We start from the raw sequence: 23475 nt of genomic DNA, 5'->3' as shown, positions 1-23475 counted from the left end.
CACGGCCACCCGGCCGGTCAGGCGGTCGGGCCCGGGCGTCCGGTCGGGCCGTACAGCCGTTCCCGGGCCTCCTGCGGCAGCGCGCACGCGGCCGTGCCGCCCGGCAGCCGGTGCCGGTTGCGGGCCACCCAGCGGTACGCGGGCCAGGCCGCCGCGCGTACCGGGGGAAGGCGCAGTCCGGCCCCGGCGAACCGCCAGAGCGGGCCGCTGTCGCCGAGCAGCCGGGCGATGGCGTCCGGCCCGGCGGCGCGGGAGCCGTCGGCGCCCACCCACTGGACCGCCTCCTCGCACTCGGCCTCCGTCAGGCCCAGCGCCGCCAGGTCGGCGAACTGCCACGGGACCACCCGGGCGCCGGTCGGGATCCGACGCTCGATGAACTGCGCGCACCGGGTGCAGAAGGCGCAGTCGCCGTCGTAGACGAAGGTCGACGTCTCCATGCCCCCATCCTGCCCCGCCCCGGGGCGCGGCGGCGCGCGGTGTCCGCAGCGTCACTTGCGCTTTGTTCGTACACGTGTTCGAATGAGCTCCATGCGCTGGGACAACCTCTCCGCTCCCCCGGACGAGGGGACTCCCGATCGGGCGGCGCCGGCGGCTCCACCCCTGCCGCTGGCGCTGCCCGGCGCCGTCGCCCGCACCTTCGACACCCCGGGCTTCGCCGGCATGACGTTCTACGAGGTACGCGCCAAGTCGATCATCAACCGGGTGCCCGGCCAGTCGCGTGTGCCGTTCGAGTGGACGATCAACCCCTACCGGGGCTGCTCACACGCCTGCGTCTACTGCCTGGGCGGGGACACGCCGATCCTGATGGCCGACGGGCGCACCAGGGCGATCAGCGAACTGGAGCCCGGCGACCGGATCTACGGCACCCGGCGGCGCGGCGCCTACCGCCACTACGTCGTCACCACGGTGCTCGACAAGTGGTCCACTGTGAAGCGCGCCTACCGGGTCACCCTGGCCGACGGCACCACGCTCGTCGCCAGCGGCGACCACCGGTTCCTGACCGAACGCGGCTGGAAACACGTCACCGGGAGCATGCGGGGCGGCGGCCGCCGTCCCCACCTGACCACCCGCAACCGCCTGCTGGGCACCGGCCGGTTCGCGGTGGCGCCGAAGCGCTCGGCCGACTACCGCCGGGGTTACCTGCACGCCCTGATCCGCGACGACGACCGGGCCGCCGCCCGGTTCCGGCTGGCCACCGCCGAGGCGGAGGCGCTGGAGCGGGCCGAACGCTACCTGGCCGACGCGGGGGTCACCGTCGAGCGGGCCACAGTCACCCGGGTCGGCCGCCGCCCGACGACCACAGTGGTACGCACGTCCGGGCCGGCCGAGGTCGTCACCGGCCTGCTGCGCCCGCCGGGCGAGACGACAGACGACTGGTCGCTGGGCTACCTGGCCGGCATGTTCGACGCCACCGGCACCTGCCACCGGGGCGTGTTCCGGATCAGCGTCGCGGACGACGGGAGCCAGGCCCGCACGTCCGGCGCGCTGGAGCGTTTCGGCTTCCGGTGGGCGCTCGACGTGCCGGGCATGCCGGGCGCAGCGCGTCAGCTCCGGCTGACCGGCGGGCTGCCCGAGCGGCTGCGCTTCTTCCACCTCACCGATCCGGCCGTCACGGCCCGGCGCTCGATCGAGGGCATGGCGCTCAAGTGCGGGGCGCACCTCCAGGTGACCACCGTCGAGGATCTCGGCCTGGAGCTTCCGCTGTGGGACATCACCACCGGCACCGGCGACTTCATCGCCAACGGCGTGGTCAGCCACAACTGCTTCGCCCGCAACACGCACACCTACCTCGACCTGGACGCGGGCGCCGACTTCGACCGCAAGGTGATCGTCAAGGTCAACGCGGGCGAGTTGGTCCGCCGCGAGCTGGCCGCCCCGCGCTGGCGCGGCGCGCACGTCGCCATGGGCACCAACGTGGACTGTTACCAGCGGGCCGAGGGGCGCTATCGCCTGATGCCGCCGATCATCGAGGCGCTGCGGGACTTCGCGAACCCGTTCTCGATCCTGACCAAGGGCACGCTGCTGCTGCGCGACCTGCCGCTGCTGCGCCAGGCGGCGGAGGTGACCCGGGTCGGGGTGTCGTACTCGGTGGGATTCGTGGACGAGGCGCTCTGGCGGGCGGCCGAGCCTGGTACGCCGAGCCCCCGCCGCCGCCTCGACGCGGTCCGTCAGCTCGCCGACGCCGGCTTCGAGGTGGGTGTGCTGATGGCGCCGATCCTGCCGGGCCTCAGCGACGACGAGGAGTCGATCGACGCCACCGTCGCGGCCGTCGCCGCCTCCGGCGCGGCAAGTGTGACGCCGTTGCCGCTGCACCTGCGGCCCGGCGCCAGGGAGTGGTACGCCCGCTGGCTGGCTCGGGAGTTCCCCCACCTGGTGCCCCGCTACCGGCGGCTCTACCAGGCCGGCTCGTACGCGCCGCAGGCGTACCAGCGGGAGGTGACCGCGCGGGTGCGGATGGCGGCACGCCGGCACGGGCTGCACCGGGGCGAGACCGGCGACAACAGGCGGCTGCCCGAGACCCCGCCGCCCGCGCCGGCCGCCGAACAGCTCTCCCTGCTCTAGCGGTAATGCCCCTGAGGTTGACCCCTGAACTTCCGTGTGTTGACCCACTCCAGCGCCAAGTGTGCGATTATCGCACCATGGCTGATGGTTGGGTCTGGCCCCTCGTCGGTGAGCAGGTACGGCGAGCCCGGTTGTCGCTGGGGATCTCGCAGCAGGATCTCGCGGCGATGGTGGGGCTGGACCGCACAATGCTGGCCAAGGTTGAGGCTGGCAGCCGCCGTTTGGACGGCATGGAGCTGGCTCGGCTTTCCAGGGCACTAAGAGTGTCGATGGAGTACTTGATTCAGCCGCCGCCGGCGGTGTTGTCCCGACGAGCGGCCCCGTTGACCGAGGAAACGGACACTCAGGCAGCACGATCGTCGGAACGCCTCGAAATCGCCATGGTTGAGTGGCTGCGCAACGTCCAGCAGTTGCTGGATCTTGGCGTATTGCTTACCCGTCCGCTGCTTCGCTACCCGCACTCAGTGGAATCCGAGGATGATGCGCGTCAGACAGCCCGGTGGCTGCGACAGCGGTTCGGGCTCGGCGATGCACCGATCGGCAGCATCATGGACGTCTGTGAGCGCGCAGGTCAGTGGGTACTGGTCACCGACCTTCCAGGCGACGGAGCATCGCTCGTCGAGGGCGACATCGCGGTTGCTGTCGTAAGCACTACGGGCGACCCTGGCCGCCGTCGGGCTACCGCTGCACACGAGTTGGGGCATCTCATCATTGGTGATGAGTATTCTGCCGACCTCGGCGTGAGTGCCTCGCGTGCAGAACGGGAGGCGGTGATTGATGCCTTCGCCGCAGAACTGCTGCTGCCCGTGCAAGCGATTGCCGCAGCCGGAGCCCCCGGGACGGTGAGCCGGGACCAGATCGTGAGCTATGCGGCTCGATACCGTACCTCTTGGTTGCTGGCGTTGCGGCAGGCTGAGCAGGCAGGGACCATCGACGCAGAGACGCGTAGATCCTGGAGCCAGGTTCGGCCCACGCATGTGGAGTTCATGGAGGCATTGGGCTGGGCGCCGCAGCCCGACCTTGTGTCGGTGCGGGTACCGCCCGCCTACGCACAGGCCGTGATGGACGCGTGGCGGAACAGGCGCATCACCCGGGCGAGGGCTCTGGAGTTGATGCATGGCCACATCGCCGACGAGGATCTGCCGCAGGAGGACGACCTGGAGGTCGCGCCGTGAGCCTGTCGGCGCAAGCCAACCCCGTCCTTGTACTCGACACGATGGTTCTCAGCCACTTCACTCTCGCTGACCGGCTGGACGTCTTGCAGGACCTGCTGCTCGATGCCGATTGTTGGACGACTCAGGTGGTTCGGGAGGAGTTGCGGGCGGGATCTGCGGATCATCGTGAACTGGCCGTCGCTTGCGAGGCGGATTGGCTGACCACTGCCCAGTTAGACACCCTCGATGAGGTGCGGTGCTTCACCAAATGGGCCGCGCGGCTCGGCTCGGGTGAGCGCGACCTTGGGGAGGCGTCCGTCCTCGCTGCCGCCGAACTGCGATGCTCGTCTGCCCTGCTCGGGAGCTGAGTTTCCCGCCTTCGCCCGTAAGCACAACCTCCTATAGTCACTACTGAAAGCTTCTTGACCTAACGGGAGGGTAGCGACTCGCGCGACGCGGCGGCTTCGGACTCCTTGTAGAACAACGTCCTGAACCGCCGATCATGGGCCACCCGCCAACAACTACGGATCGCGATCGTGACCTGGATCGAACGGACCTATCACCGCCGCCGACGCCAGCGGTCGCTGTCCGGGTTGACCCCGTTGAATTCGAGGCCATCATGCACCCACCGGCCAGTCAGGCCGCGTGACTACACCTGTCACCTGCCGGTGCAGACCCACAACGCTGCTGAGCATTACCTCTAGCGGGGAGGACCCGCGCCGGCGGGGCTAGGCTCGGGGAATGCGTTCCGCTCAGCAGATCCTCGCCGACTCCGCCGTGATCGCCGTCGTGGGCGCCTCCCGCGATCCGGGCAAGGCCGCGCACCGCGTACCGCTGGAGATGCAGCGGCACGGCTGGCGGATCATTCCGGTCAACCCGACTGTGGACGAGCTGTTCGGCGAGAAGGCGTACCCGACGCTGGCCGACATCCCGCACCCGGTCGACCTGGTCGACGTGTTCCGCCCGGCGCGGGACGCGGTCGACGTGGTCCGGCAGGCGGTGGCGATCGGCGCCCCGGCGGTGTGGTTGCAGCTCGGCATCTTCTCGGACGAGGCGCGCCGGATCGCCGAGGAGGCGGGCCTCGACTACGTCGAGGACAGGTGCCTCATCGTGGAGCGGGCCGCCGCCGGACTGACCCGTACCTCCGGCCCGACGGCCGACTGACGGCGCGGCACGCGGCGCGTACCCTTCCGGGCATGTCCGGTCCCGGCCCGATGGCTGCGGCGGTGCCCGACCGCGACGGGTTGTGGTCCCGCCGGTTGTTCGCGCTCCTGGCCGGTACGGCGGTGGCCGCGGTGAGCGGCCGGGTTCTCCTCGCGCTGGATCCGTCGCACCTCGACGCGGCTCGTGGCGTGGTGTGGCTGGTGATGCTGGGGCACCTGGCGCAGCGGTACTGGCGGCCACGGCGGACCGGCCGGCTGATCTGGCGGCCCCGGGTGGCCGGGCCGCACGGCGCCGAACCGGGGCTGGTCGCCCGGCGGTCGGCGGCGGGATGGCTGGGGCTGACCGCGGACGTGACAGCGGGTGTCGTGGTGGCCCTCGGCGGTTTCTCGGTCCTGACCGAGCGCTGGCCGCAGGTCGAGGCGGGGCGACCGCCGGTGCTGGCCGCGGTGGCTCTCGGCCTGGGCTGGGTGGTCTACGCGGAGACGCGGTTCACCGGCCGGCTGGCGTTGACCGGCGGCGGGCTCCGGTACGGCGGGGACTGGTACCCGTGGTCGGAGATCCGGGGCGTCCGGCGCTCCGGCGAGCGCGCCGGCGGTGTGCACCTCCGGCTGGAACCGGAGCGGCTGCCCCGGACGGTGGTCGGCGGACGCGACCTGGCCGTGCCGGACGAACGGCTCATCGCCGCGATCGAGGCGTTCCGGACCACGCCGGAGGCGCTGGCGGTGGGGTTGCCGGTGACACCCCCGGCGCCGGCCCCCGGCGTGGCGGAACGCTGAACGCTACTGCTTGTACTGCTTGAGCAGGCCGCGCGAGATGATCGTCTTCTGGATCTCCGAGGTGCCCTCGCCGATCAGCAGGAACGGCGCCTCGCGCATCAGGCGCTCGATCTCGTACTCCTTGGAGTAGCCGTAGCCGCCGTGGATCCGGAACGCCTCCTGGACCACCTCGGCGCAGTACTCGGAGGCGAGCAGCTTGGCCATGCCGGCCTCGACGTCGTTGCGCTGGCCGGCGTCCTTGAGCCGGGCCGCGTTGACCATGAGCGCGTGCGCGGCCTCGATCTTCGTACCCATCTCGGCGAGCTTGAACGCGACGGCCTGGTGCCGGGCGAGCGGCTGGCCGAAGGTGTGGCGCTGCTGGGCGTACGCGACGGCCAGCTCGAACGCCCGGATCGAGATGCCGCAGGCGCGGGCCGCGACGTTGACCCGGCCGACCTCGATGCCGTCCATCATCTGGTAGAAGCCGCGGCCGACCTTCTCCTCGCCGCCGAGCACGGCGGAGGCGGGCACGGTGACGCCGTCGAGCACCATCTCGGTGGTCTCGACGCCCTTGTAGCCCATCTTGTCGATCTTGCCGGGGATGGTGAGGCCGGGCGCGGTCTCACCGAAGCCGGGCTCCTTCTCCAGCAGGAAGGTGCTCATGTTGCCGTAGACCGAGTCGGCCCCGGTGTCGGTCTTGACCAGGGTGGCCACCACCGACGAGTACGCGCCGTTGGTCAGCCACATCTTCTGGCCGTTGAGGACGTAGTTGTCGCCGTCGCGGACGGCCTTCGACTTGATCGCCGAGACGTCCGAGCCGCACTCGGGCTCGGACATCGAGAACGCGCCGCGCACCTCGCCGGTGGCCATCCGGGGCAGCAGCCGGGCCTTCTGGTCGGCGGAGCCGTGCTGCGAGATCAGGTACGCCACGATGAAGTGCGTGTTGACGATGCCGGAGATCGACATCCAGCCCCGGGACAGCTCCTCGACCACGAGCGCGTAGGTCAGCAGGGACTCGCCCAGCCCGCCGTACTCCTCGTCGATGGTGAGGCCGAACAGCCCCATCTCGCGCATGCCGTCGAGGATGTCGCTCGGGTACTCGTCGGCGTGCTCCAGCCGCTGCGCGTGCGGAATGATCTCTTTGTCGGCGAACTCCCGGACAGTTTCCAGAATCGACCGCTGCACGTCGGTCAGTCCGGGCGTCTGGGCGAGTCGGGCCATCTCAGCCTCCGGGGTCGTCGGCGCATTACTCAGGGGTAACTGAACGCTCGGTCAGTATCGGCCCCGGGACCGGCGCAGCCAAGGTGACCAGTCCCTACAACCGCTGTGAAAAGGTTCACCGCTACGGGTAGCGTCCGCAAGAGAGAGGGCCCGTTCACCTGGGGAAAAGGGGCGCGCGTGACTGACGAGCAGCCACCCTCACCGTACGAGCCGCCGCCGCACGGCCAGCCGTACGGGCAGCCGCAGTACGGCCAGCAGCATCCGCAGTGGGGCCAGCAGCCCCCGTACGCCCCGCAGCCGCCCTACGGCCAGTACGGCCCACCCGGGCCGGGGCCACGCCCCGGCGGCACGAACGTGCTCGCCATCCTGTCACTGGTCTTCGCGTTCGTCTTCGCGCCCGCCGGCATCGTCTGCGGCCACCTGGCGAAGCGGCAGATCCGGCAGACCGGCGAGGACGGCGACCAGCTCGCCACCTGGGGACTGATCCTCAGCTACATCTTCACCGCGATCGGCCTGGTGGCCTGCTGCGGCTGGATCGGGCTGGCGATCTGGGCCAACTCCGACAACGGCACCTACTGAGGCTCAGCGGAACTGCGCCTCCCGGACGCTGTTGCCACCGTCGACCACGAGCATCTGCCCGGTGATGTACGACGCGGCCGGCGAGCAGAGGAACGCGATCGCCGCGGCCACCTCGTCCGGCGTGCCGGGACGGCCGACCGGCGTACCCAGGCCCTGCTTGATCTCGGCCATGGTGGACGCCGCGGTGTGGATGATGCCCGGCGCCACCGCGTTCACAGTCACCCCGTCGGCGATCATCTCCATCGCCAGCGCCCGGGTCAGCCCGACCACGCCGGCCTTGGCCGCCGCGTAGGCCGCCTCGGTGGGCAGCGCGTTGACCGGCCCGGCGGTGGCGGCCAGGTTGACGATCCGGCCCCAGCCCCGCTCGGCCATGCCACCGATGAACGCCCGGCTGCACAGGAACGCGGTGGTCAGGTTCCTGTCGATCTCGCCGCGCCACTCGTCGTACGTCAGCTGGGCCACCGGCCGCAGCACCTCCGGGCTGGCCCGGCTGGCCAGGCCCGCGTTGTTCACCAGCACCTCGACGTCGCCGAGCTGCTCGGCCACCGCGTCGGCGAGCGCGCCCACCTCCGACTCGTCGGTGAGGTCGGCGACGAAGCCGGTGACGCCCAGCTCGCCCGCGCGCTCGTGGATGCGCCGGGTGGTGGAGACGATCGCCACCCGGGCGCCCAGGTCGGACAGCCGGCGCGCGGTCGCGTACCCGATGCCGTCGGCGCTGCCCGCGCCGGTGACCAGCGCGACCCGGCCGTCCAGCCGCATGGTGGCCGGTTCCGGCAGCGGCGCCGACCGTTCGGAGTCGGCGGCGCCGACCGGCTCGCCGCCACGCGGGCGCCGCACCGACCCCGGCCGGCTCATGTCCCGTCGCGACCGACCCCCACGCGCGTCAAGTGCCATGCCGAGGATCCTGCCCGGTACCGACCCGCCGGGCAACGCGCGCCCGGAAAGAGGGTGCTCCGTGTCGCGAGCCGGTGGCTACCCTGAGCCGACCACGTACCTGGAGATGATCAGATGAGCTATCCCCCACCGCCCGGTGGTTGGCAGGACCCCTCGGCGGCCGGGCCGCACTCGGCGCCGCCGGCCGACCCGATCATGCCCGCGATCCCGAACCAGCCGGGCCAGGCCGACCCGTACGCGCCGGTCGCCGATCCCTACGCGCCGGTCGCCGACCCGTACGCGGGCGTGAAGTCCCCGTACGCCCCACCCGGCGGCGACCCGTACGCCGCCGCGATGCCCGGCTACCCGCCCCCGGGCACCTACCCGCCGCCGGGGGCCTATCCCGGCTACGCGATGCCGCCGGCCCGCACCAACACGATGGCCATCGTGGCGCTGGTCCTGTCGCTCGTCGGCTTCGCCTCGTGCATCACCGCGCCGATCGGCGCGATCATGGGCCACGTCGCGCGCAAGCAGATCCGGGAGACCGGTGAGCAGGGCGAGGGCATGGCCACGGCGGCCATCATCGTGGGCTGGATCCTGACCGCTCTGCTGGTCGCCGGCATCATCTTCTACATCGTGATGATCGTGATCGCGATCGGCGCGTCCAGCGCCAGCAGCAGCTACTGACGCCACCGGGCCGCCCCCGGGCGCGGGGGCGGCCCGACGCGCGATCAGGCCGAGGGCGGCGTGAACGAGGACGTACGGGACATACCGGCGGCGCGGCCCTTGGCGGCGATCACCAGGGCCATCTTGCGGGACGCCTCGTCGATCATCTCGTCGCCGAGCATCACCGCGCCGAGCTTCCCGCCCGCCTCCGAGGTGTAGTAGTCGTAGGCGTCGAGGATCAGCTCGGCGTGGTCGTAGTCGGCCTGCGCCGGCGAGTAGACCTCGTTCGCCGCGTCGATCTGGCCGGGGTGCAGCACCCACTTGCCGTCGAAGCCCAGCGCCGCCGAGCGCTTCGCCACCTCGCGGAACGCGTCCACGTCGCGGATCTGCAGGAACGGGCCGTCGATGGCCTGCTTGTCGTGCATCCGCGCGGCCATCAGGATGCGCATCAGGATGTAGTGGTACGGGTCGCCCGGGTAGTCCGGGATCAGCGCGCCGACCACCAGGGACTTCATGTTGATCGAGGCCATGAAGTCGGCCGGGCCGAAGATGATCGTCTCGACCCGGGGCGAGGCGCCGGCGATGGCGTCCACGTTCACCAGCCCGGCCGCGTTCTCGATCTGCGCCTCGATGCCGATCCGGCCCACCTCCAGGCCGAGCGTCTTCTCGATCTGGGTGAGCAGCAGGTCCAGCCAGTGCACCTGCTCGGCGTTCTGCACCTTCGGCAGCATGATGCAGTCCAGGTTCGCCCCGGCGCCCTCGACCACCTCGATGACGTCCCGGTAGGTCCACGGCGTGGTCAGGTCGTTCACCCGGACCACGCGGGTCTTGCCCGCCCAGTCGCCCTCGTTCAGCGTCGCCACGATGTTCTTGCGCGCGTCCGGCTTGGCCAGCGGGGCGACCGCGTCCTCCAGGTCCAGGAAGACCTGGTCGGCGGGAAGGCCCTGGGCCTTGCCGAGCATCTTGACGCTGGAGCCGGGCACCGCCAGGCAGGATCGGCGGGGACGACCGACAGCGGTCATGGGTGCGCTCCTTCCAGCGTCCGGCGCAGGCGCCGGCGCAGCGGTGGATTTCGAGAACTTAACGATCCCAAAGGGCGTGGTGACGCCACGGTAACCTCGTGCCGTGACCGGGGTGAATGGACCTGTGGAAGATCTCACTGAGCGTCGGATCGTGGTGCTGACCGGGGCGAGCTCCGGCATCGGCCTGGCCGCCGCGGAGGAGCTGGCGCGCCGCGGTGACCAGGTGGTGCTGGTCGGCCGGGACCCGGCCCGGCTGCGCGCCGCGGGCGAGCGGGTCCGCGAGTGCTGCGGCGAGCAGCCGGAGCTGTTCCGCGCCGACTTCGCGGTGCTCGACGACGTACGCGGGCTCGCCGAACGCCTGCGCGAGCGCTACGACCGGATCGACGTGCTCGCCAACAACGCCGGCGCGATCGTGCTGGAGCCGATCACCACGGTCGACGGTTTCGAGCTGAGCATGCAGGCCAACCACCTCGCCCCGTTCCTGCTCAGCAACCTGCTGCGGGACCGGATCGGGCGGATGGTGGTCACCGGCTCGGACGCGCACCGCAGCGGCGTGCTCGACCCCGACGACCTCAACTCCGCGCTGCGCTCGTACCGGCCGTTCCGCGCGTACGGCACCAGCAAGCAGGCGAACATCCTGTTCACCGCCGAGGCGGCCCGGCGCTGGCCGGAGGTGCCCGCGCACGTGTTCCACCCGGGCGTGGTGCGGACCCGCTTCGGCAACGAGAGCCGGATCGTGGCGCTCGGCATGCGGCTGCTGCCGTTCCGCAGCCCGGAGAAGGGTGCCGAGACGCTGGTCTGGCTCGCTTGCCAGGATCCGTCCCGGCTGACGAACGGCGGCTACTACGCCGACCGCATGCCGCACCGGCCCCGGCCCAAGGCGGCCGACCCGGCGCTGGCCGCGCGGCTCTGGACGGCCAGCGCGAAGGCCGTCGGCGTCGACGCCTGAGCGGGTCACCACGACCGCCGGTCCGCTGGGACACTCGACGCCATGACGACGGGAAACGAGGTCCTGCTGGTCGCGCTGGTCGACCTGAGCGCCGACGCGGACGCCGGGCGGCGGTACGAGGACGCGGTGCTGGCGCTGCTCGGCCGGCACGGCGGCGAGTTGCAACGGCGGCTGCGTACCGGCGACGGGGAGACCGAGGTGCACGTGATCCGGTTCGCCGCCCGCGCCGGGCTGGACGCGTTCCTGGTCGACCCGGACCGCGTCGCGCTGCGCGCCGAGCTGGGCGACGCCGCGCCCGCCACCCGCGTGCTTGAGGTACGCGACGTCTGAGCTGCGCCTTCTCCCTCACTTCATCACGCGGGGACGCCGAGAACAAGACTTGATCTTGGGGCTGGCGAGGCGCAGTGTCGGGGCATGGACTTCGATCCTCTGGCCACCGCCCGCCGCGCACTCTGGATCGGCGGCGCGCAGTGGGCCGGCAAGACGACACTCGCGGTCACGTTGGCACTGCGGTACGGGCTGACCGCGTACCTCTACGACCGCCACGACGCGCGAGGGCACGACGACCGGCGGATCGCCGACCGGATCCGACGGGGTGAGCCGCCGGACGGCCCGGACGCGGAGGCCACCTGGGTGACGACCGACCCCAAGCGGATGGCAGCCGAGACCCTCGCCGGATTTCCGCGCCGCTTCGAGTGGGTGCTCGACGACCTGAGCGCGCTGGTGAGCGGTCGCCGGGTGGTCGCCGAGGGCTGGGGGCTGCGGCCCGAACTGGTTGCCCCGATCGTCGAGTCGACAGGGCAGATGGTGGTGCTGGTGCCGACGCCGGAGTTCCGCGCGTACCAGGTGGAACGGCTGCCGCGGGCGATGGCCCGGCATCCCGGCGTGAGCGACCCGGAGCGGGCGTGGCGTCATCGGATCGCGCGCGACGAGCTGGTCGCCGCCGACGCGGTCGCCGCCGCCCGGGCGCTCGGGGTACGCGTGATCGAGGTGGACCTCGACCGGGACGCCGAGGCGGTTGCAGCGCTGGTCGCCGACCACTTCGCCGGATACCTCTGAGCGTCACCGCGACACGTGCACCGGAACGCTCGTCACCACCACGCCGGGCAGCGCCCGCAACGCGGTCCGCAGCCGCTGCTCGGCGCGGCTGTGCAGCAGCCGGTACCGACGTCGGCGCAGCACCACCTCCGGCACGATCACGGTGAGCGTCAGGTCCGGGCTCGCGGCGTGCAGCGCCTCCAGGTAGTGCGCCAGCGGGCCGATCACCGACCGGTACGGCGACACGATCGTCTCCAGCTTCAGGTGGTCGCCCCAGGCCCGCCACTGGTCCCGGAACCGGTCCGCCTCGTCCTGCGCCGGAGCGAGGTGCACGGCGAGCGTCGGCCGCCCGAGCGAGGTCGCGTACGCCAGCGCGCGCAGCGACGCCCGGTTCAGCCGGGCCACCGGCACCACCACCAGGTGGCGTACCTGCTGGGGCAGCTCGTCGCACTCGGCGGGCGGCGCGGACGGCGGCGAGTGCAGCACCAGCGCGCGGTGCAGCCGGTCGTAGTGCCCGTGGATCCGGCGGAACAGCAACACCAGCAGTGGCACCGCGAGCACCACCACCCAGGCGCCCTCGGCGAACTTGGCTACCGCCGCGGTCAGCAGCACCAGGCCGGACAGCGTCGCGCCGACCGCGTTGACCGCTAGCCGGCGACGCCAGCCCGGCCCCCGGCGGCGCCGCCAGTGCACCACCATGCCGGTCTGGGACAGCGTGAAGGCGAGGAAGACGCCCACCGCGTAGAGCGGGATCAGCCGCTCGGTGTGCCCGCCGAACGCGACGAACACCACCGCTGCGGTCAGCGCCAGCGCCACCAGCCCGTTGCTGAACGCCAGCCGGTCGCCCATGTGCAGGAACCGGCGCGGCGCGTGCCCGTCCCGGGCCATGAAGAACAGCAGCCGGGGAAAGTCGTTGAACGCCGTGTTCGCCGCGAGCAGCAGGATCAGCGCGGTCGTGGCCTGCAGGATCGCGTACCCGGGACCGCTGGGGAACGTGACCCGGCCGAGCTGGGACAGCAGCGTCTCGTCCGCGCGGGGCGCCAGACCGTCGAGGTGGATCAGCCCGATCAGGCCGGCGAACAGCGTCACCAGCATGGCGACCATCCAGCCCAGCGTGGTGCGGGCGTTGCGCCACTCCGTCGGGCGGAACGCGGGCACCGCGTTCGAGACCGCCTCGATGCCGGTCATCGACACCGCCCCGGAGGAGAACGCCCGCAGCACCAGCAGCAGGCCCAGCCCCTCGGCCGCGGGCGCCGAGGGCGGCGGCAGCGGCGCGAAACCCCGCGAGGCGGCCTTCGCGTACCCGACCGCCAGCACCACGAGCAGCACCACCACGAACGCGTACGTGGGCAGCACGAAGATGTTCCCGGCGGTGCGTACGCCACGCAGGTTGCCGGCGAGCAGCACGGCGATCACCAGCACCCCGAGCGGCACGGTCCACCGGCCGAGGCCGGGCAGCGCCGACGTGACCGCGTGCACCCCGGCCGCGATCGACACCGACACGGTCAGCACGTAGTCGAGCATCAGCCCGGCCGCGGCGGCGAGTCCCGGCGTACGCCCGAGGTTGTCCCCCGCGACGATGTACGAGCCGGCGCCGTGCGGATAGGCCGGGATGGTCTGCCGGTAGGACAGGCCGACCGCGACCATCAGCACCACCAGCACGGCGGCCAGCGGCAGGGCCAGCCCGAGCGCGGCGCTCCCGGCCAGCACCAGCACCGCGAGCATCGCCTCCGGCCCGTACGCGACGGAGCTGAGCAGATCCGAGGAGAGCACAGGCAGCGCGACCAGCTTGCGCATCCGCTCGTAGAGCACCGACGCGCTGGACAACGGCGGACCGATCAGGGTCCGGCGGACCCGGGCGACCGACCGGCCGGCCCGGTTGCCGGGCAGGTCCGCCGCGCCGGTGGCGACCAGTTCCCCCGGCTGCGCCACGGTGAACATGTCGATCGGCGCCAGCCGGCCGAAGCGGGTGGGCGCCGGATGGTGGTCGTGCCGGCCCAGCGTCGGGTCGACCGGCAGGTCGTCGGCGCGGCGCGGGCCGCGCCACCGCTCGCCGATCCGGCCGAGGGCCGCCCGTTCCTCGTCGCCGAGCGGCGGGAACTCGGCCGAGGGCGTGACGACCGTGCCCGCCTGTGCCGCGTCGTCCCGCTCCGCCCCCACCCTGAGCACTTTCGTGCAAACGGGACCGTCCAGGGGCCGGAACGGCGCGACTTCGCCCCGACCGGCTCAGTCGGGCGCGTCGCCGGGTCGCCGCGCCCGCTCCGCGTCGCCCAGCGGGTCCGGGTCGGCGGGCGCCGCGACCGGCGTGGCACGGCGACCGGCCCGCGCCCCGCCGAGCACCACCACCGCCACGCCGGCCAGCAGCAACGCCAGGCCGGGCAGGGCCAGCGGCCGGGGCAGCTGGCCCAGCCACACCCAGCCGATCACTGCCGCGCCGGGCGCCTCCAGCAGGATCAGCACGCTCACAGTGGTCGCGGAGACCCGGTGCAGGGCGTAGTTGAACATCGAGTGGCCGAGCAGTTGGGCGCCGGCCACCAGTCCGAGGATCGCCAGCCAGGTCGTGCCCTCGAAGCCGTGCAGGCGTACCCCTCCGACCAGGCACACCACCAGCAGGACCAGCGCGCACACGCCGTAGCAGACGGTGGTGTAGGTGGTGGTGCTGATGCTGGCCCGGGCCCGCTCACCGAAGGCGGTGTAGACGGCCGCGAACAGGCCGCCGACCACCGCGAGCAGGTCACCGGCGAACGCCCGGCCCGAGACGCCGAAGTCCGCGCCGGTGGCGAGCGCCGCGCCGAGCACGGCCACCGCGATGCCGGCCCACACCGCCGCCGGCAGCCGCCGCCCCTGCCAGCGGGCGATCAGGCCCTGCCAGACCGGCTGCGTCGCGCCGAGCGCGGTAGCGGCCGCGACCGAGGTGAGCTGCGCGCTCGGCATCCAGGTGGCGAAGTGGGCAGCCAGCGCGACCCCGGCGAGTACGCAGTAGAGGCCCTCACGCCGGCCCGGCCCGACCGTCAGGGCGCGCAGCTCGGCCCGTCGACGGGTCAGCGCCACCGGCCCGAGGACCGCAGCCGACAACGCGGTACGCCAGAACGCGACAGCGAGCGCCGAGGCGGCGGCGAACGCCACGAGCGGTGCCGAGGACGACACCGAGGCGACAGCCAGGGCGAGCGCGCCCACCGTCAACACGTCGAGCGGCGGGCGATGCGGAACGGTCGGCACGAGCGGTAATCCTCACACGAACACCCGACCGACACGGAAAGTCAGCACTCCGTTACGATCATGCGTCCCGGCGATCTCCCCCCTCGACGTCCGGAGGCGTTCCCTCATGCCCAGATTCCAGGCCGTGCTGTTCGATTTCTTCGGCACCCTGACCCACGGCGCGCGGCGTGGAGCCGCCCACATCGCCACCGCCGAACTGCTCGGCTGCTCCCCCGAGGCCCTGATGGAGGTGCTGGACAGCAGCTTCTACGAACGGGCCAGCGGCTCCTTCGGTAACGCCGAGTCCACCATGCGCCGGGTGTGCGCCCGGCTCGGCGTCCACCCGTCCGACGCGGCGGTACGCGCCGCCGTCGCCTCCCGGCACCTTGCGGTACGCGCCGACACCCGGCTGCGCGCCGAGGCGGTCCCGGTGCTGGCCGCGCTGCGTCGCCGGGGCGTCGGCACCGGGCTGGTCAGCGACTGCACGCACGAGCTGCCGGCGTTCCTGCCGCAGCTCCCGGTCGCGCCGCTGCTCGACGCCCAGATCTTCTCGGTACGCCTCGGGCGCTGCAAACCGGACCCGGAGCTCTACCTCGCCGCGTGTTACCGGCTCGGCCAGGCGCCGGCCGACTGCCTCTACGTCGGCGACGGCGACAGCCAGGAACTGACCGGCGCGGAACGGGCCGGGCTGAGCGCGGTCCGGCTGGCCGCGCCGGATCTGGCCGGCCATGTGGTCCTCAACGCCGACCACGGCTTCGACGGGCCGTCGCTGACCTCGCTGACGGACGTGCTCGGCCTGCTCGACCCGGTCCCCGTCGCCTGACCGGGCCCGTCGGACGCGGGGCGTCGGACGTGGCCGGGTCGGATCGGGCGGCCGCCTGACGCCCCGGCGGTTCGCGGTCAGCGGCGGCGGACGCGGTGCAGGCGGAACGGCTTGCGGACGGCCCGCACCACGGGGGCCGGCCGGGGCTGCTCACTCAGCGAGCTGTCCGGCAGGTCGGCGCCGGTCACGACGGCGCCGACGGGCGCGAGCCGGTTGAGCGCGCATCCCTGCGCCACCCATCGCTCCACCAGCTCGGCGGCGGCCCCTGAGGCGTTGAGCCGCTTCGCCGCGACCAGCGGCGCGGCCGTGTCCCACTCCTCGGTGCCGGGTCGCAGCCGGGTCACCCGCGCCGACCAGGTGACGATCCGTCCGCCGTGGTCGCCGCGCAACGTGACCTCGGCGGTCTCGCTGTCGGCCAGCCCGGGGGCGGCCTGCTCACCGGGGCCGGTGACCACCAGCAGCGTGCCGTCCAGCGGGAGGCACCACAGCGCGTACGCCGGGCCGCCGCCACTGCTCACCCAGCAGACAGCGGCCTTCTTCACCGCCTCGTCCACCAGCGGAGGAGTCACCCGCTCGTCCACCTCGTCACTCACCCCGCCATCCTCCCCCATCCCGGCCCGTCCCACCCCATCCCGCCTTGTTGATCAAGGAGTTCGTGTCCTCCAGAGGCCCGTTCGCCGACACGAACTCCTTGATCAACAAGGCGGGATGGGGTGGGGTGGGGTGGGGTCAGCCGATGAACGGGGGGACGGTGATCTCGCCTCGGGCCACCGGCATCACCTGGCCGGAGACGGTCGCTCCCAGCGCCAGCCCGCCGGAGGCGGTCACCGTGCAGGTCAGCGTGGAGGGGCGGTGGATCTCGATGCCCTGCCGAACGGTGTACTCCGCGCGCCCCTCGCCGGGCAGCAGCCCGCTCGCGACCAGCCACACGCCCAGCCCGAGAGCGGCCGAGCCGGTCGCCGGGTCCTCGGGCACGCCGAGCCCCGGCACGAAGACCCGGGCGTGCGCGGTTTGCGAATCGGCGTCCCAGGAGAAGAGGCTGACGTGCTCAACGCCGTACCGCTCCGCCGCCGTCGTGTTCAACCGTGCCCGGGCCACCGCGTCCGGGCGTACCGGAAGGTAGGGGAACTCCAGGCCGCACCCGGCGACGCGCGGCGGCGGGCCGACGTGGTCGGGGCCGGTGAGGCCGACCATCTCCAGCAGCGGTTCCGGGTCGAGTTCCGGGCCGAGCGTGGGCGTGCCGCCGGTGAGCGTCGCGCCGGTGGCAGTCACCTCGATCGGCAGGACGCCGGCGCCGCACTCCTGGGTGACCCGGCCCGCGCCGAAGACGCCACGCCGGCTCGCGGTCACCGCGGCGCCGACGCTCGGGTGCCCGGCGAAGGGCAGTTCGTCGGCGGGGGTGAAGATCCGCGCCCGGTAGGTGGCGCCGACCTGTGTCGGCGGGAGCACGAAGACCGTCTCGGACAGGTTGAACTCCAGCGCGAGCGCCTGCATCTGCTCGGTGGCCAGCCCTTCCGCGCCGAACACCACAGCCAGCGGGTTGCCGGCGAAGGGGCGGTCGGTGAAGACGTCCACGATCTCGTAGCCCAAGGTCGACATGCTGTTAGAGAGTAGGCCCTTAGGCTGGTGCCCGTGAGCACGCCGAACCGGGTCTACCTCGCTCGACTCGCCGGAGTCGCCGTTTTCGACCCGAACGGCGATCAGGTCGGCCGCGTCCGGGACGCGGTGGCGCGGATGCGCGCGACCCAGCGACCGCCGGAGGTGGTCGGCCTGGTCGCGGAGATGCCGATGCGACGGCGCATCTTCCTGTCCATCAACCGGATCACCTCCATCGATCCCGACGGGGTGGTGCTCGGCAGCGGCACGCTCAACCTGCGCCGGTTCGAGAAGCGCCCGAACGAGCTGCTGGTGCTCCAGGAACTGCTCGACCGCCGGGTCCAGGTCGAGGGCGGCCGGGCCGGCTCCGTGGTGGACGTGGCCATGGAGTGCAGCCGCGGCGGCGAGTGGACGCTGAGCCGGGTCGCCGTGCGCGAGCACACCGGCCGGCTCACCCGGCGCGGCCACCTCCACCAGGTCGAGTGGGACCGGGTGCACGGCCTCGGCGCGGTCGGCGACAACCGGGGTACGGCGAACCTGCTCGCCGTCCTGGAGGACATGCGCCCCGCCGACCTCGCCAACGCCCTCCAGGACCTGCCCGACGCCCGGCGCAACGAGGTGGCCGCAGCGCTCGACGACGAGCGCCTGGCCGATGTGCTCAGCGAGCTGCCCGAGCACGACCAGGTGGAGATCCTGGCCGCGCTGGACCGCCAGCGCGCCGCCGACGTGCTGGAGGAGATGGAGCCGGACGACGCCGCCGACCTGCTCAACGAGCTGCCCCCGCCGGAGCAGGACGTGCTGCTCGACCTGATGGAGCCGGACGAGGCCGACCCGGTACGCCAGTTGCTGCGCTACGCCTCCGGCACCGCCGGCAGCGTGATGACCTCGGAGCCGGTGATCCTGCCGCCAGACGCCACGGTGGCCGAGGCGCTGGCCCGGATCCGGGAGCCGCAGCTCTCGCCGGCGGTGGCCGCCCAGGTCTTCGTGACCCGCGCCCCGCTGACCACGCCCACCGGCCGCTACCTGGGCATGGTGCACTTCCAGCGGCTGCTGCGGGAACCGCCGGCGGATCTGCTCGGCGGGATCGTGGTGAACGACATCGACCCGCTGCGGACATCGACCCCGCTGCCCGAGATCACCCGCCGGATGGCCACGTACGACATGGTCGGCATGCCGGTGGTGGACCGGAACAACCGCCTGGTCGGCGCGGTGACAGTGGACGACGTGCTCGACCACTCCCTGCCGCGGGACTGGCGGGACCGGGACGCGGTATCCCCCTCGTCCGCCACCGACGACGGCCCCCTGGACGGCGACGATGAGTGATCAGCGACGGGGCGACCGGCTGGACCAGCCGCGCACCCCACGGAACCTGCGCCTGCGCCGAGTCGACGCGGAGACGTTCGGCCGCTGGGCCGAGGGCATCGCCCGGGGCATGGGCACGGCGAACTTCCTCGTCTACATGACGCTGATCCTGGTGGCCTGGTTCCTGTGGAACACGCTGGCCCCGGCGAACCTGCGCTTCGACCCGTACACCTTCACGTTCTTGACCTTGGTCCTGTCCCTGCAGGCGTCCTACGCGGCGCCGTTGATCCTGCTCGCGCAGAACCGGCAGGCGGACCGGGACCGGATCGCGCTGGACGAGGACCGGCGGCGGGCCACGCTGCAGAAGGCCGACACGGAGTACCTGGCGCGGGAAATCGCCGCGCTGCGGATCGCGATGGGTGACGTGGCGACCCGGGACTTCCTCCGCTCGGAGCTGACCCGGCTGGGCGAGGAACTGGACGAGGCGGCCGAGCGGCGGCGCAAGCTGGAGCGGCGGCAGCAGGAGCGGGAGGCCCGCAGGACGGCCGGCACCGAGCGGCTGGACGAGCCCCGGGACGAGCTGGACGGGGACTTCGCGCGGGACGGTCGCTACGAGGGCTGACCGGCCATCGAATCGCTCACACCGCCCCCGCCAGCGGCGGTGGCCGATGACCCGCGACGTAGCATTGCGGGCATGTCAGCACCCGTCAGCACCGTCTCCGACGCGATCCAGGCCGCCCTGGCCACCGTCAACGACCCGGAGATCCGCCGGCCGATCACCGAACTCGGCATGGTCCAGTCCGCCGAGCGGGACGACGACGGCGTGGTCCGGGTGGAGCTGCTGCTCACCGTGGCCGGCTGCCCGCTGAAGGACAAGCTGCGCAGCGACATCACCGCCGCCGTGGGCGCGGTGCCCGGCGTGAGCGGCGTGGAGATCGTCTTCGGGGTGATGAGCCCGGAGCAGCGCCAGGAGCTGCAGTCGAAGCTGCGCGGCGGTGGCGCCACTGCCGAGCCGGTGATCCCGTTCGCCCAGCCCGGCTCGCGGACCCGCGTCTACGCGGTGGCCAGCGGCAAGGGCGGTGTCGGCAAGTCGAGCGTGACCGTCAACCTGGCCGCCGCGCTGGCGTCGCGGGGACTGTCGGTGGGTGTGGTGGACGCGGACATCTACGGCCACTCGGTGCCCCGGATGCTCGGCGCCGACGGCGCGCCGACCCGCGTCGAAGACATGATCATGCCGCCGCAGTCGCACGGCGTGAAGGTCATCTCGATCGGCATGTTCACCCCCGGCAACGCCGCCGTGGTCTGGCGCGGGCCGATGCTGCACCGGGCGCTCCAGCAGTTCCTCGCCGACGTCTACTGGGGCGACCTGGACGTCCTCCTGCTCGACCTGCCGCCGGGCACCGGCGACATCGCGATCTCGGTGGCCCAGTTGCTGCCGAACGCGGAGATCCTGGTGGTCACCACGCCGCAGGCGGCCGCCGCGGAGGTGGCCGAGCGGGCCGGCGCGATCGCGTTGCAGACCCACCAGCGGGTGGTCGGCGTCATCGAGAACATGTCGTGGCTGGAGATGCCGGACGGCTCCCGGATGGAGGTCTTCGGGGCCGGTGGCGGCGCGGCGGTGGCCGAGTCGCTGACCCGGACCATCGGCGCGCAGGTGCCGGTGCTGGGGCAGATCCCGCTGGACACCCGGGTACGCGAGGGCGGCGACGCCGGTCAGCCGATCGTGCTGGCGCAGCCGGACGCTCCCGCCGCGAAGGCCCTGTTCCAGGTCGCCGACCGCCTGGCCGTACGCCGCGAGTCCCTGCTCGGCAAGCCCCTGGGCCTGAAGCCCGCCGGCCGCTAGCTCCCACCGCTCCCCAACCGCCCCTTCCCGCCGCACGCGAGAGGGGGCGGTCCCTTTTCCGGCTCAGGTGGCGTCGTCGTAGGACGGGCGGGGGGCCGGCGGGGTGGGGGTGCTGGTCGCGACGCTGGGGGTACGCAGGTCGGCGGCCTTCGCGACGTCCTTCAGCTCGTCGTGCACGCCGGTGACGTCCGAGCGCAGGTTGTCGTACATGCTCTGCAGCGGCTTGCGGATCGCCTGCTCGTCGTCCTCGCTGAGCAGGTGCTTGCGGATGAACGCCTTGGGGTGCAGGTCCTCCAGCTGGATGTCCGTACCCAGCTCGCGGCTCAGGTCGCCGGTGGCGTTGCGCGCCATGCTGCGCAGGTTGCGGACCATCCGGAGACCGTCGTTGATGACGTTGGGCAGCCGGTCCCCGAAGATCAACAGCGCCAGGAGCAGCAGGACGCCGATCTCCCACCAGTTCAGGTTCTCGAACACCGCGGCCTCCTCGTCCGTGTCCACGGCAAGACTACGCACGTCAGGTGACCATCCGGGAGGGGGTGACCGGTGCTCACTTCGCGTCGGCGGCGAGCGTCACCGAGGCGTTCTGCCGCGCCGACCCCCGCCGGTACTCGACAGTCACCACCGACCCGGGCGCGTACTTGCGCACCAGCGCCACCAGATCGGTCGGGTCGGTCATCGGATGGCCGTCCAGCCGCAGCACCACGTCCCCGGTGCGCAGCCCGGCGGCCGCCGCCGGACCGGCCGGCTCGACCGCGTTGAGGCGTACCCCGCCGCCGGTGGCGCCGGTGCCGCCGACCTGGGCGCCGATCACCGTACGCCGGGCCTTGCCGGTGCCGATGATGTCCTCGGTGATCCGCTTCGCCTGGTTGATCGGGATGGCGAAGGCGAGACCGATGTTGCCGGCCTCCTGCCCGTCGGCCACCAGTGACTTGATCGTCGAGTTCACCCCGACCACCCGGCCGGCGCCGTCCACGAGCGGGCCGCCGGAGTTGCCGTGGTTGACCGCGGCGTCGGTCTGGATCGCCGCGTAGTAGCGGGTCGGCCCGCCCGGCTCGCCGGCCTGCATCGTCCGGTCCAGCGCGCTCACGATGCCGGCGGTGACGGTGTTGGCGAGCGACAGCGGCGAGCCGATCGCGAGCACCGGGTCACCGACAGCGAGCGCGTCGGAGTCGCCGAACTGCACCGGCGTCAGCCCGGAGCGGGAGACCTTGATCACTGCGATGTCCGACTCCGGGTCCTGCCCGACCACGGTGCCCGCGGCGGTGCTGCCGTCGTTGAACACGACCGTCGCCTTTCCGGGGCCGTCGGCGACCACGTGGTCGTTCGTGACGATGTGCCCCTCGGCGCTGACCACGAAGCCGGAGCCCTCGCTGGTGCCGCCGAGACTGACCACCCGGATGGTGACCACGCTGGGCAGGACCCGCTCGGCGACGCCCGCGAGCGACTCGGGCTTGCGCTGGGCCAGCGCCGGGGCCTGCCCCGACTGCGCGCCGAGCGTCGGCACGTCACCGCCGCGCAGGAGGGCGTACGTCAGGGCGCTGCCCAGGGAACCGGCCAGCAACGCGGTGACCAGGGAAATCAGCACCATCTGGCGCAGTCCCGGCCGGGTCGGCAGGTCCGGATCGGTGACCGGCTCCGGCTCACCCGCGCCCGGTGTCGGTGCCGCCGGAACGACCACGGCGGCCGGCGCGTACGGGTCCCGCCACGGGTCGGCGAGCGCGTCCGACCACCACGGCGACGTCGCCTGACCCGGGGCGTCCTGCGCGGGTCGTCCCGGCGCCGGTCCACCCGGTGCCGGTGATCCGCCGGGCCGGCGCCAGTCCCAGCCGTCGGTCACGTCGGTGCCTCCCACTCCGTCCCCCTCGCCCCGCGCCGGAGACCGGCGGAGCCGGACGACCGTGACGCGCGGGACGCATCCAGGATTACACGGATGACGCGAATGGAGTCAGGGGTTGCCCTCCGTGACCGCTTCACAGCGGACTCGCGGCTGCGCGGGTACCGGCCCGCCTCTACGCTCACAGTGCATACCGCCCCTCGCACCAGTCCGCCCCCGGAGGTGTCCCATCGCCACGGTCGCCGGTCACGGCAGTTCGACGGCCCAGGCGCTTCACTTCGCCGAGTCGTACGTCACCGAGGACCTCGTGCTGCGCACGGCCCGCGCCCTCGCCCACGAGGTGGGCCTGGAGGCGGTCACGCCCGGGTCGGGAGCCGCCCTGCGGCTGCTCGCCGCCGCCGGCAACGCCCGGGCGGTGGTGGAGATCGGCACCGGCACCGGGGTGAGCGGCATCTGGCTGCTGCGCGGCATGCGCCCGGACGGGGTGCTCACCACGATCGACGTCGAGGTGGAGTACCAGCGCATCGCCCGGCGGCTGTTCCAGGAGGCGGGTTTCCCGTCGGGGCGTACCCGGATCATCACCGGCCGGGCCCTCGACGTGCTGCCCCGCCTCGCGGACGGCGCCTACGACCTGGTCTTCGTGGACGCGGCGGCCACCGGCTTCGCCGCGTACGTGGACGCGGCGCTGCGGCTGCTGCGCCCCGGCGGGGTGCTCGCGCTCAACGGCGCGCTCGCGGCCGGCCGGGTCGGCGATCCGGCCGCGCGGGACGTCGAGACGGTCACCGTGCGGGAGGCCATCAAGGCGATCCGCGAGTCGGAGAACTGGGTGCCCGCGCTGCTGCCGGTCGGCCACGGCCTGCTCGCCGCCGTGAAGAGCTGAATCATGCCCCGGCACG

General features: G+C 72.7%; 25 protein-coding genes and 1 pseudogene. 16 read left to right on the top strand and 10 right to left on the bottom strand.

The features are described from left to right. Positions 1-17: 17 nt before the first annotated feature. Positions 18-437 (bottom strand): thiol-disulfide oxidoreductase DCC family protein, encoded by a 420-nt coding sequence (locus tag PVK74_RS24665; protein ID WP_043326890.1) that lies wholly within the window; start codon positions 435-437, stop codon positions 18-20. Between PVK74_RS24665 and PVK74_RS24660 the strand changes: the two genes are divergently transcribed. From PVK74_RS24660 to PVK74_RS24635, 6 genes and pseudogenes are all read left to right on the top strand, one after another. Continuing rightward, positions 436-2562, top strand: a complete 2127-nt coding sequence (locus PVK74_RS24660; protein ID WP_338020351.1) for an intein-containing Rv2578c family radical SAM protein — start codon at positions 436-438, stop codon at positions 2560-2562. The two genes, PVK74_RS24665 and PVK74_RS24660, sit on opposite strands and share 2 nt — an antisense overlap. A 77-nt stretch (positions 2563-2639) precedes the next feature. Further along, positions 2640-3737 carry a helix-turn-helix domain-containing protein gene (locus tag PVK74_RS24655; protein WP_274477337.1) on the top strand — a complete coding sequence of 366 codons (1098 nt, stop codon included), beginning with the start codon at positions 2640-2642 and terminating at the stop codon, positions 3735-3737. Beyond that, positions 3734-4084: a PIN domain-containing protein gene (locus tag PVK74_RS24650; protein WP_069087210.1), complete on the top strand. Its 351-nt coding sequence runs from the start codon at positions 3734-3736 to the stop codon at positions 4082-4084. The genes PVK74_RS24655 and PVK74_RS24650 overlap by 4 nt, the downstream gene beginning before the upstream one ends. 114 nt (positions 4085-4198) lie before the next feature. Continuing rightward, a pseudogene (locus PVK74_RS24645) lies at positions 4199-4321 on the top strand (IS3 family transposase); the annotation flags it as partial. Positions 4322-4457: 136 nt separating this feature from the next. After that, positions 4458-4880 carry a CoA-binding protein gene (locus PVK74_RS24640; protein ID WP_166455799.1) on the top strand — a complete coding sequence of 141 codons (423 nt, stop codon included), beginning with the start codon at positions 4458-4460 and terminating at the stop codon, positions 4878-4880. Positions 4881-4912: 32 nt separating this feature from the next. After that, positions 4913-5656, top strand: coding sequence for a hypothetical protein (locus PVK74_RS24635; RefSeq protein ID WP_274477336.1), 744 nt, complete (start codon positions 4913-4915; stop codon positions 5654-5656). A 3-nt stretch (positions 5657-5659) separates the two neighbouring features. On the opposite strand, the gene PVK74_RS24630 is transcribed toward PVK74_RS24635, so the two are convergent. Then, entirely contained in the window at positions 5660-6856 is a 1197-nt protein-coding gene (locus PVK74_RS24630) for an acyl-CoA dehydrogenase family protein (RefSeq protein ID WP_013283885.1), read from the bottom strand. Positions 6857-7033: 177 nt separating this feature from the next. Between PVK74_RS24630 and PVK74_RS24625 the strand changes: the two genes are divergently transcribed. Beyond that, positions 7034-7435 carry a DUF4190 domain-containing protein gene (locus PVK74_RS24625; RefSeq protein ID WP_043326898.1) on the top strand — a complete coding sequence of 134 codons (402 nt, stop codon included), beginning with the start codon at positions 7034-7036 and terminating at the stop codon, positions 7433-7435. Between the two features lie 3 nt (positions 7436-7438). Here PVK74_RS24625 and PVK74_RS24620 read toward each other — a convergent pair whose 3' ends face one another. After that, positions 7439-8329, bottom strand: coding sequence for an SDR family NAD(P)-dependent oxidoreductase (locus PVK74_RS24620; protein WP_104113814.1), 891 nt, complete (start codon positions 8327-8329; stop codon positions 7439-7441). A gap of 114 nt (positions 8330-8443) precedes the next feature. On the opposite strand from PVK74_RS24620, the gene PVK74_RS24615 reads away from it, so the two are divergent. Next, positions 8444-8995: a DUF4190 domain-containing protein gene (locus PVK74_RS24615; RefSeq protein ID WP_113972091.1), complete on the top strand. Its 552-nt coding sequence runs from the start codon at positions 8444-8446 to the stop codon at positions 8993-8995. Between the two features lie 44 nt (positions 8996-9039). Here the strand turns inward: PVK74_RS24615 and PVK74_RS24610 are convergent, their stop codons facing one another. After that, entirely contained in the window at positions 9040-9996 is a 957-nt protein-coding gene (locus PVK74_RS24610; RefSeq protein WP_043326903.1) for an HpcH/HpaI aldolase/citrate lyase family protein, read from the bottom strand. A gap of 124 nt (positions 9997-10120) precedes the next feature. Between PVK74_RS24610 and PVK74_RS24605 the strand changes: the two genes are divergently transcribed. The 3 genes from PVK74_RS24605 (at position 10121) to PVK74_RS24595 (ending at position 12004) form a co-directional block, all read left to right on the top strand. Then, positions 10121-10945 (top strand): SDR family NAD(P)-dependent oxidoreductase, encoded by an 825-nt coding sequence (locus tag PVK74_RS24605; RefSeq protein WP_274477333.1) that lies wholly within the window; start codon positions 10121-10123, stop codon positions 10943-10945. A gap of 42 nt (positions 10946-10987) precedes the next feature. Beyond that, positions 10988-11275, top strand: a complete 288-nt coding sequence (locus PVK74_RS24600; protein ID WP_043326906.1) for a hypothetical protein — start codon at positions 10988-10990, stop codon at positions 11273-11275. Positions 11276-11359: 84 nt separating this feature from the next. Next, the gene (locus tag PVK74_RS24595) at positions 11360-12004 is read left to right on the top strand and encodes a hypothetical protein (RefSeq protein WP_274477330.1); all 645 of its coding nucleotides are present in this window, start codon (positions 11360-11362) and stop codon (positions 12002-12004) included. Positions 12005-12007: 3 nt separating this feature from the next. Here PVK74_RS24595 and PVK74_RS24590 read toward each other — a convergent pair whose 3' ends face one another. Then, positions 12008-14143 (bottom strand): APC family permease, encoded by a 2136-nt coding sequence (locus tag PVK74_RS24590; protein WP_274477329.1) that lies wholly within the window; start codon positions 14141-14143, stop codon positions 12008-12010. A 66-nt stretch (positions 14144-14209) separates the two neighbouring features. Further along, a complete protein-coding gene (locus PVK74_RS24585; protein ID WP_069087213.1) occupies positions 14210-15202 on the bottom strand; it encodes a DMT family transporter in 993 nt (330 codons plus the stop codon). Positions 15203-15308: 106 nt separating this feature from the next. On the opposite strand from PVK74_RS24585, the gene PVK74_RS24580 reads away from it, so the two are divergent. Further along, complete coding sequence (locus PVK74_RS24580; protein ID WP_043326914.1) at positions 15309-16004, top strand: HAD family hydrolase; 696 nt, start codon at positions 15309-15311, stop codon at positions 16002-16004. 77 nt (positions 16005-16081) lie between these two features. On the opposite strand, the gene PVK74_RS24575 is transcribed toward PVK74_RS24580, so the two are convergent. After that, complete coding sequence (locus PVK74_RS24575; RefSeq protein WP_210872297.1) at positions 16082-16615, bottom strand: hypothetical protein; 534 nt, start codon at positions 16613-16615, stop codon at positions 16082-16084. Between the two features lie 118 nt (positions 16616-16733). Next, positions 16734-17603 (bottom strand): PhzF family phenazine biosynthesis protein, encoded by an 870-nt coding sequence (locus tag PVK74_RS24570; RefSeq protein WP_043326917.1) that lies wholly within the window; start codon positions 17601-17603, stop codon positions 16734-16736. Positions 17604-17636: 33 nt separating this feature from the next. On the opposite strand from PVK74_RS24570, the gene PVK74_RS24565 reads away from it, so the two are divergent. The 3 genes from PVK74_RS24565 to PVK74_RS24555 all read left to right on the top strand — a co-directional run bounded on the left by PVK74_RS24565 (position 17637) and on the right by PVK74_RS24555 (position 20745). Then, complete coding sequence (locus PVK74_RS24565; protein ID WP_274477328.1) at positions 17637-18923, top strand: magnesium transporter MgtE N-terminal domain-containing protein; 1287 nt, start codon at positions 17637-17639, stop codon at positions 18921-18923. Next, positions 18916-19524, top strand: coding sequence for a DUF1003 domain-containing protein (locus PVK74_RS24560; RefSeq protein WP_274477327.1), 609 nt, complete (start codon positions 18916-18918; stop codon positions 19522-19524). Before PVK74_RS24565 ends, PVK74_RS24560 begins: the two co-directional genes overlap by 8 nt. A 72-nt stretch (positions 19525-19596) precedes the next feature. After that, on the top strand, positions 19597-20745 hold the full coding sequence (locus tag PVK74_RS24555) for an Mrp/NBP35 family ATP-binding protein (RefSeq protein ID WP_030501083.1): 1149 nt from the start codon (positions 19597-19599) through the stop codon (positions 20743-20745). A 63-nt stretch (positions 20746-20808) separates the two neighbouring features. On the opposite strand, the gene PVK74_RS24550 is transcribed toward PVK74_RS24555, so the two are convergent. After that, positions 20809-21219 (bottom strand): twin-arginine translocase TatA/TatE family subunit, encoded by a 411-nt coding sequence (locus PVK74_RS24550; protein ID WP_043330672.1) that lies wholly within the window; start codon positions 21217-21219, stop codon positions 20809-20811. Between the two features lie 73 nt (positions 21220-21292). Continuing rightward, complete coding sequence (locus PVK74_RS24545) at positions 21293-22597, bottom strand: S1C family serine protease (RefSeq protein WP_176722725.1); 1305 nt, start codon at positions 22595-22597, stop codon at positions 21293-21295. 289 nt (positions 22598-22886) lie between these two features. Between PVK74_RS24545 and PVK74_RS24540 the strand changes: the two genes are divergently transcribed. Beyond that, positions 22887-23459, top strand: coding sequence for an O-methyltransferase (locus tag PVK74_RS24540; RefSeq protein ID WP_043326924.1), 573 nt, complete (start codon positions 22887-22889; stop codon positions 23457-23459). Positions 23460-23475: the final 16 nt, after the last annotated feature.

It is taken from the genome of Micromonospora chalcea (assembly GCF_028768405.1).
In the GTDB taxonomy this organism is placed as follows: Bacteria; Actinomycetota; Actinomycetes; order Mycobacteriales; family Micromonosporaceae; genus Micromonospora; species Micromonospora chalcea.
The sequence above is the reverse complement of the archived record's forward strand: the minus strand, read 5'-3'. Positions and strand labels throughout refer to the sequence as shown.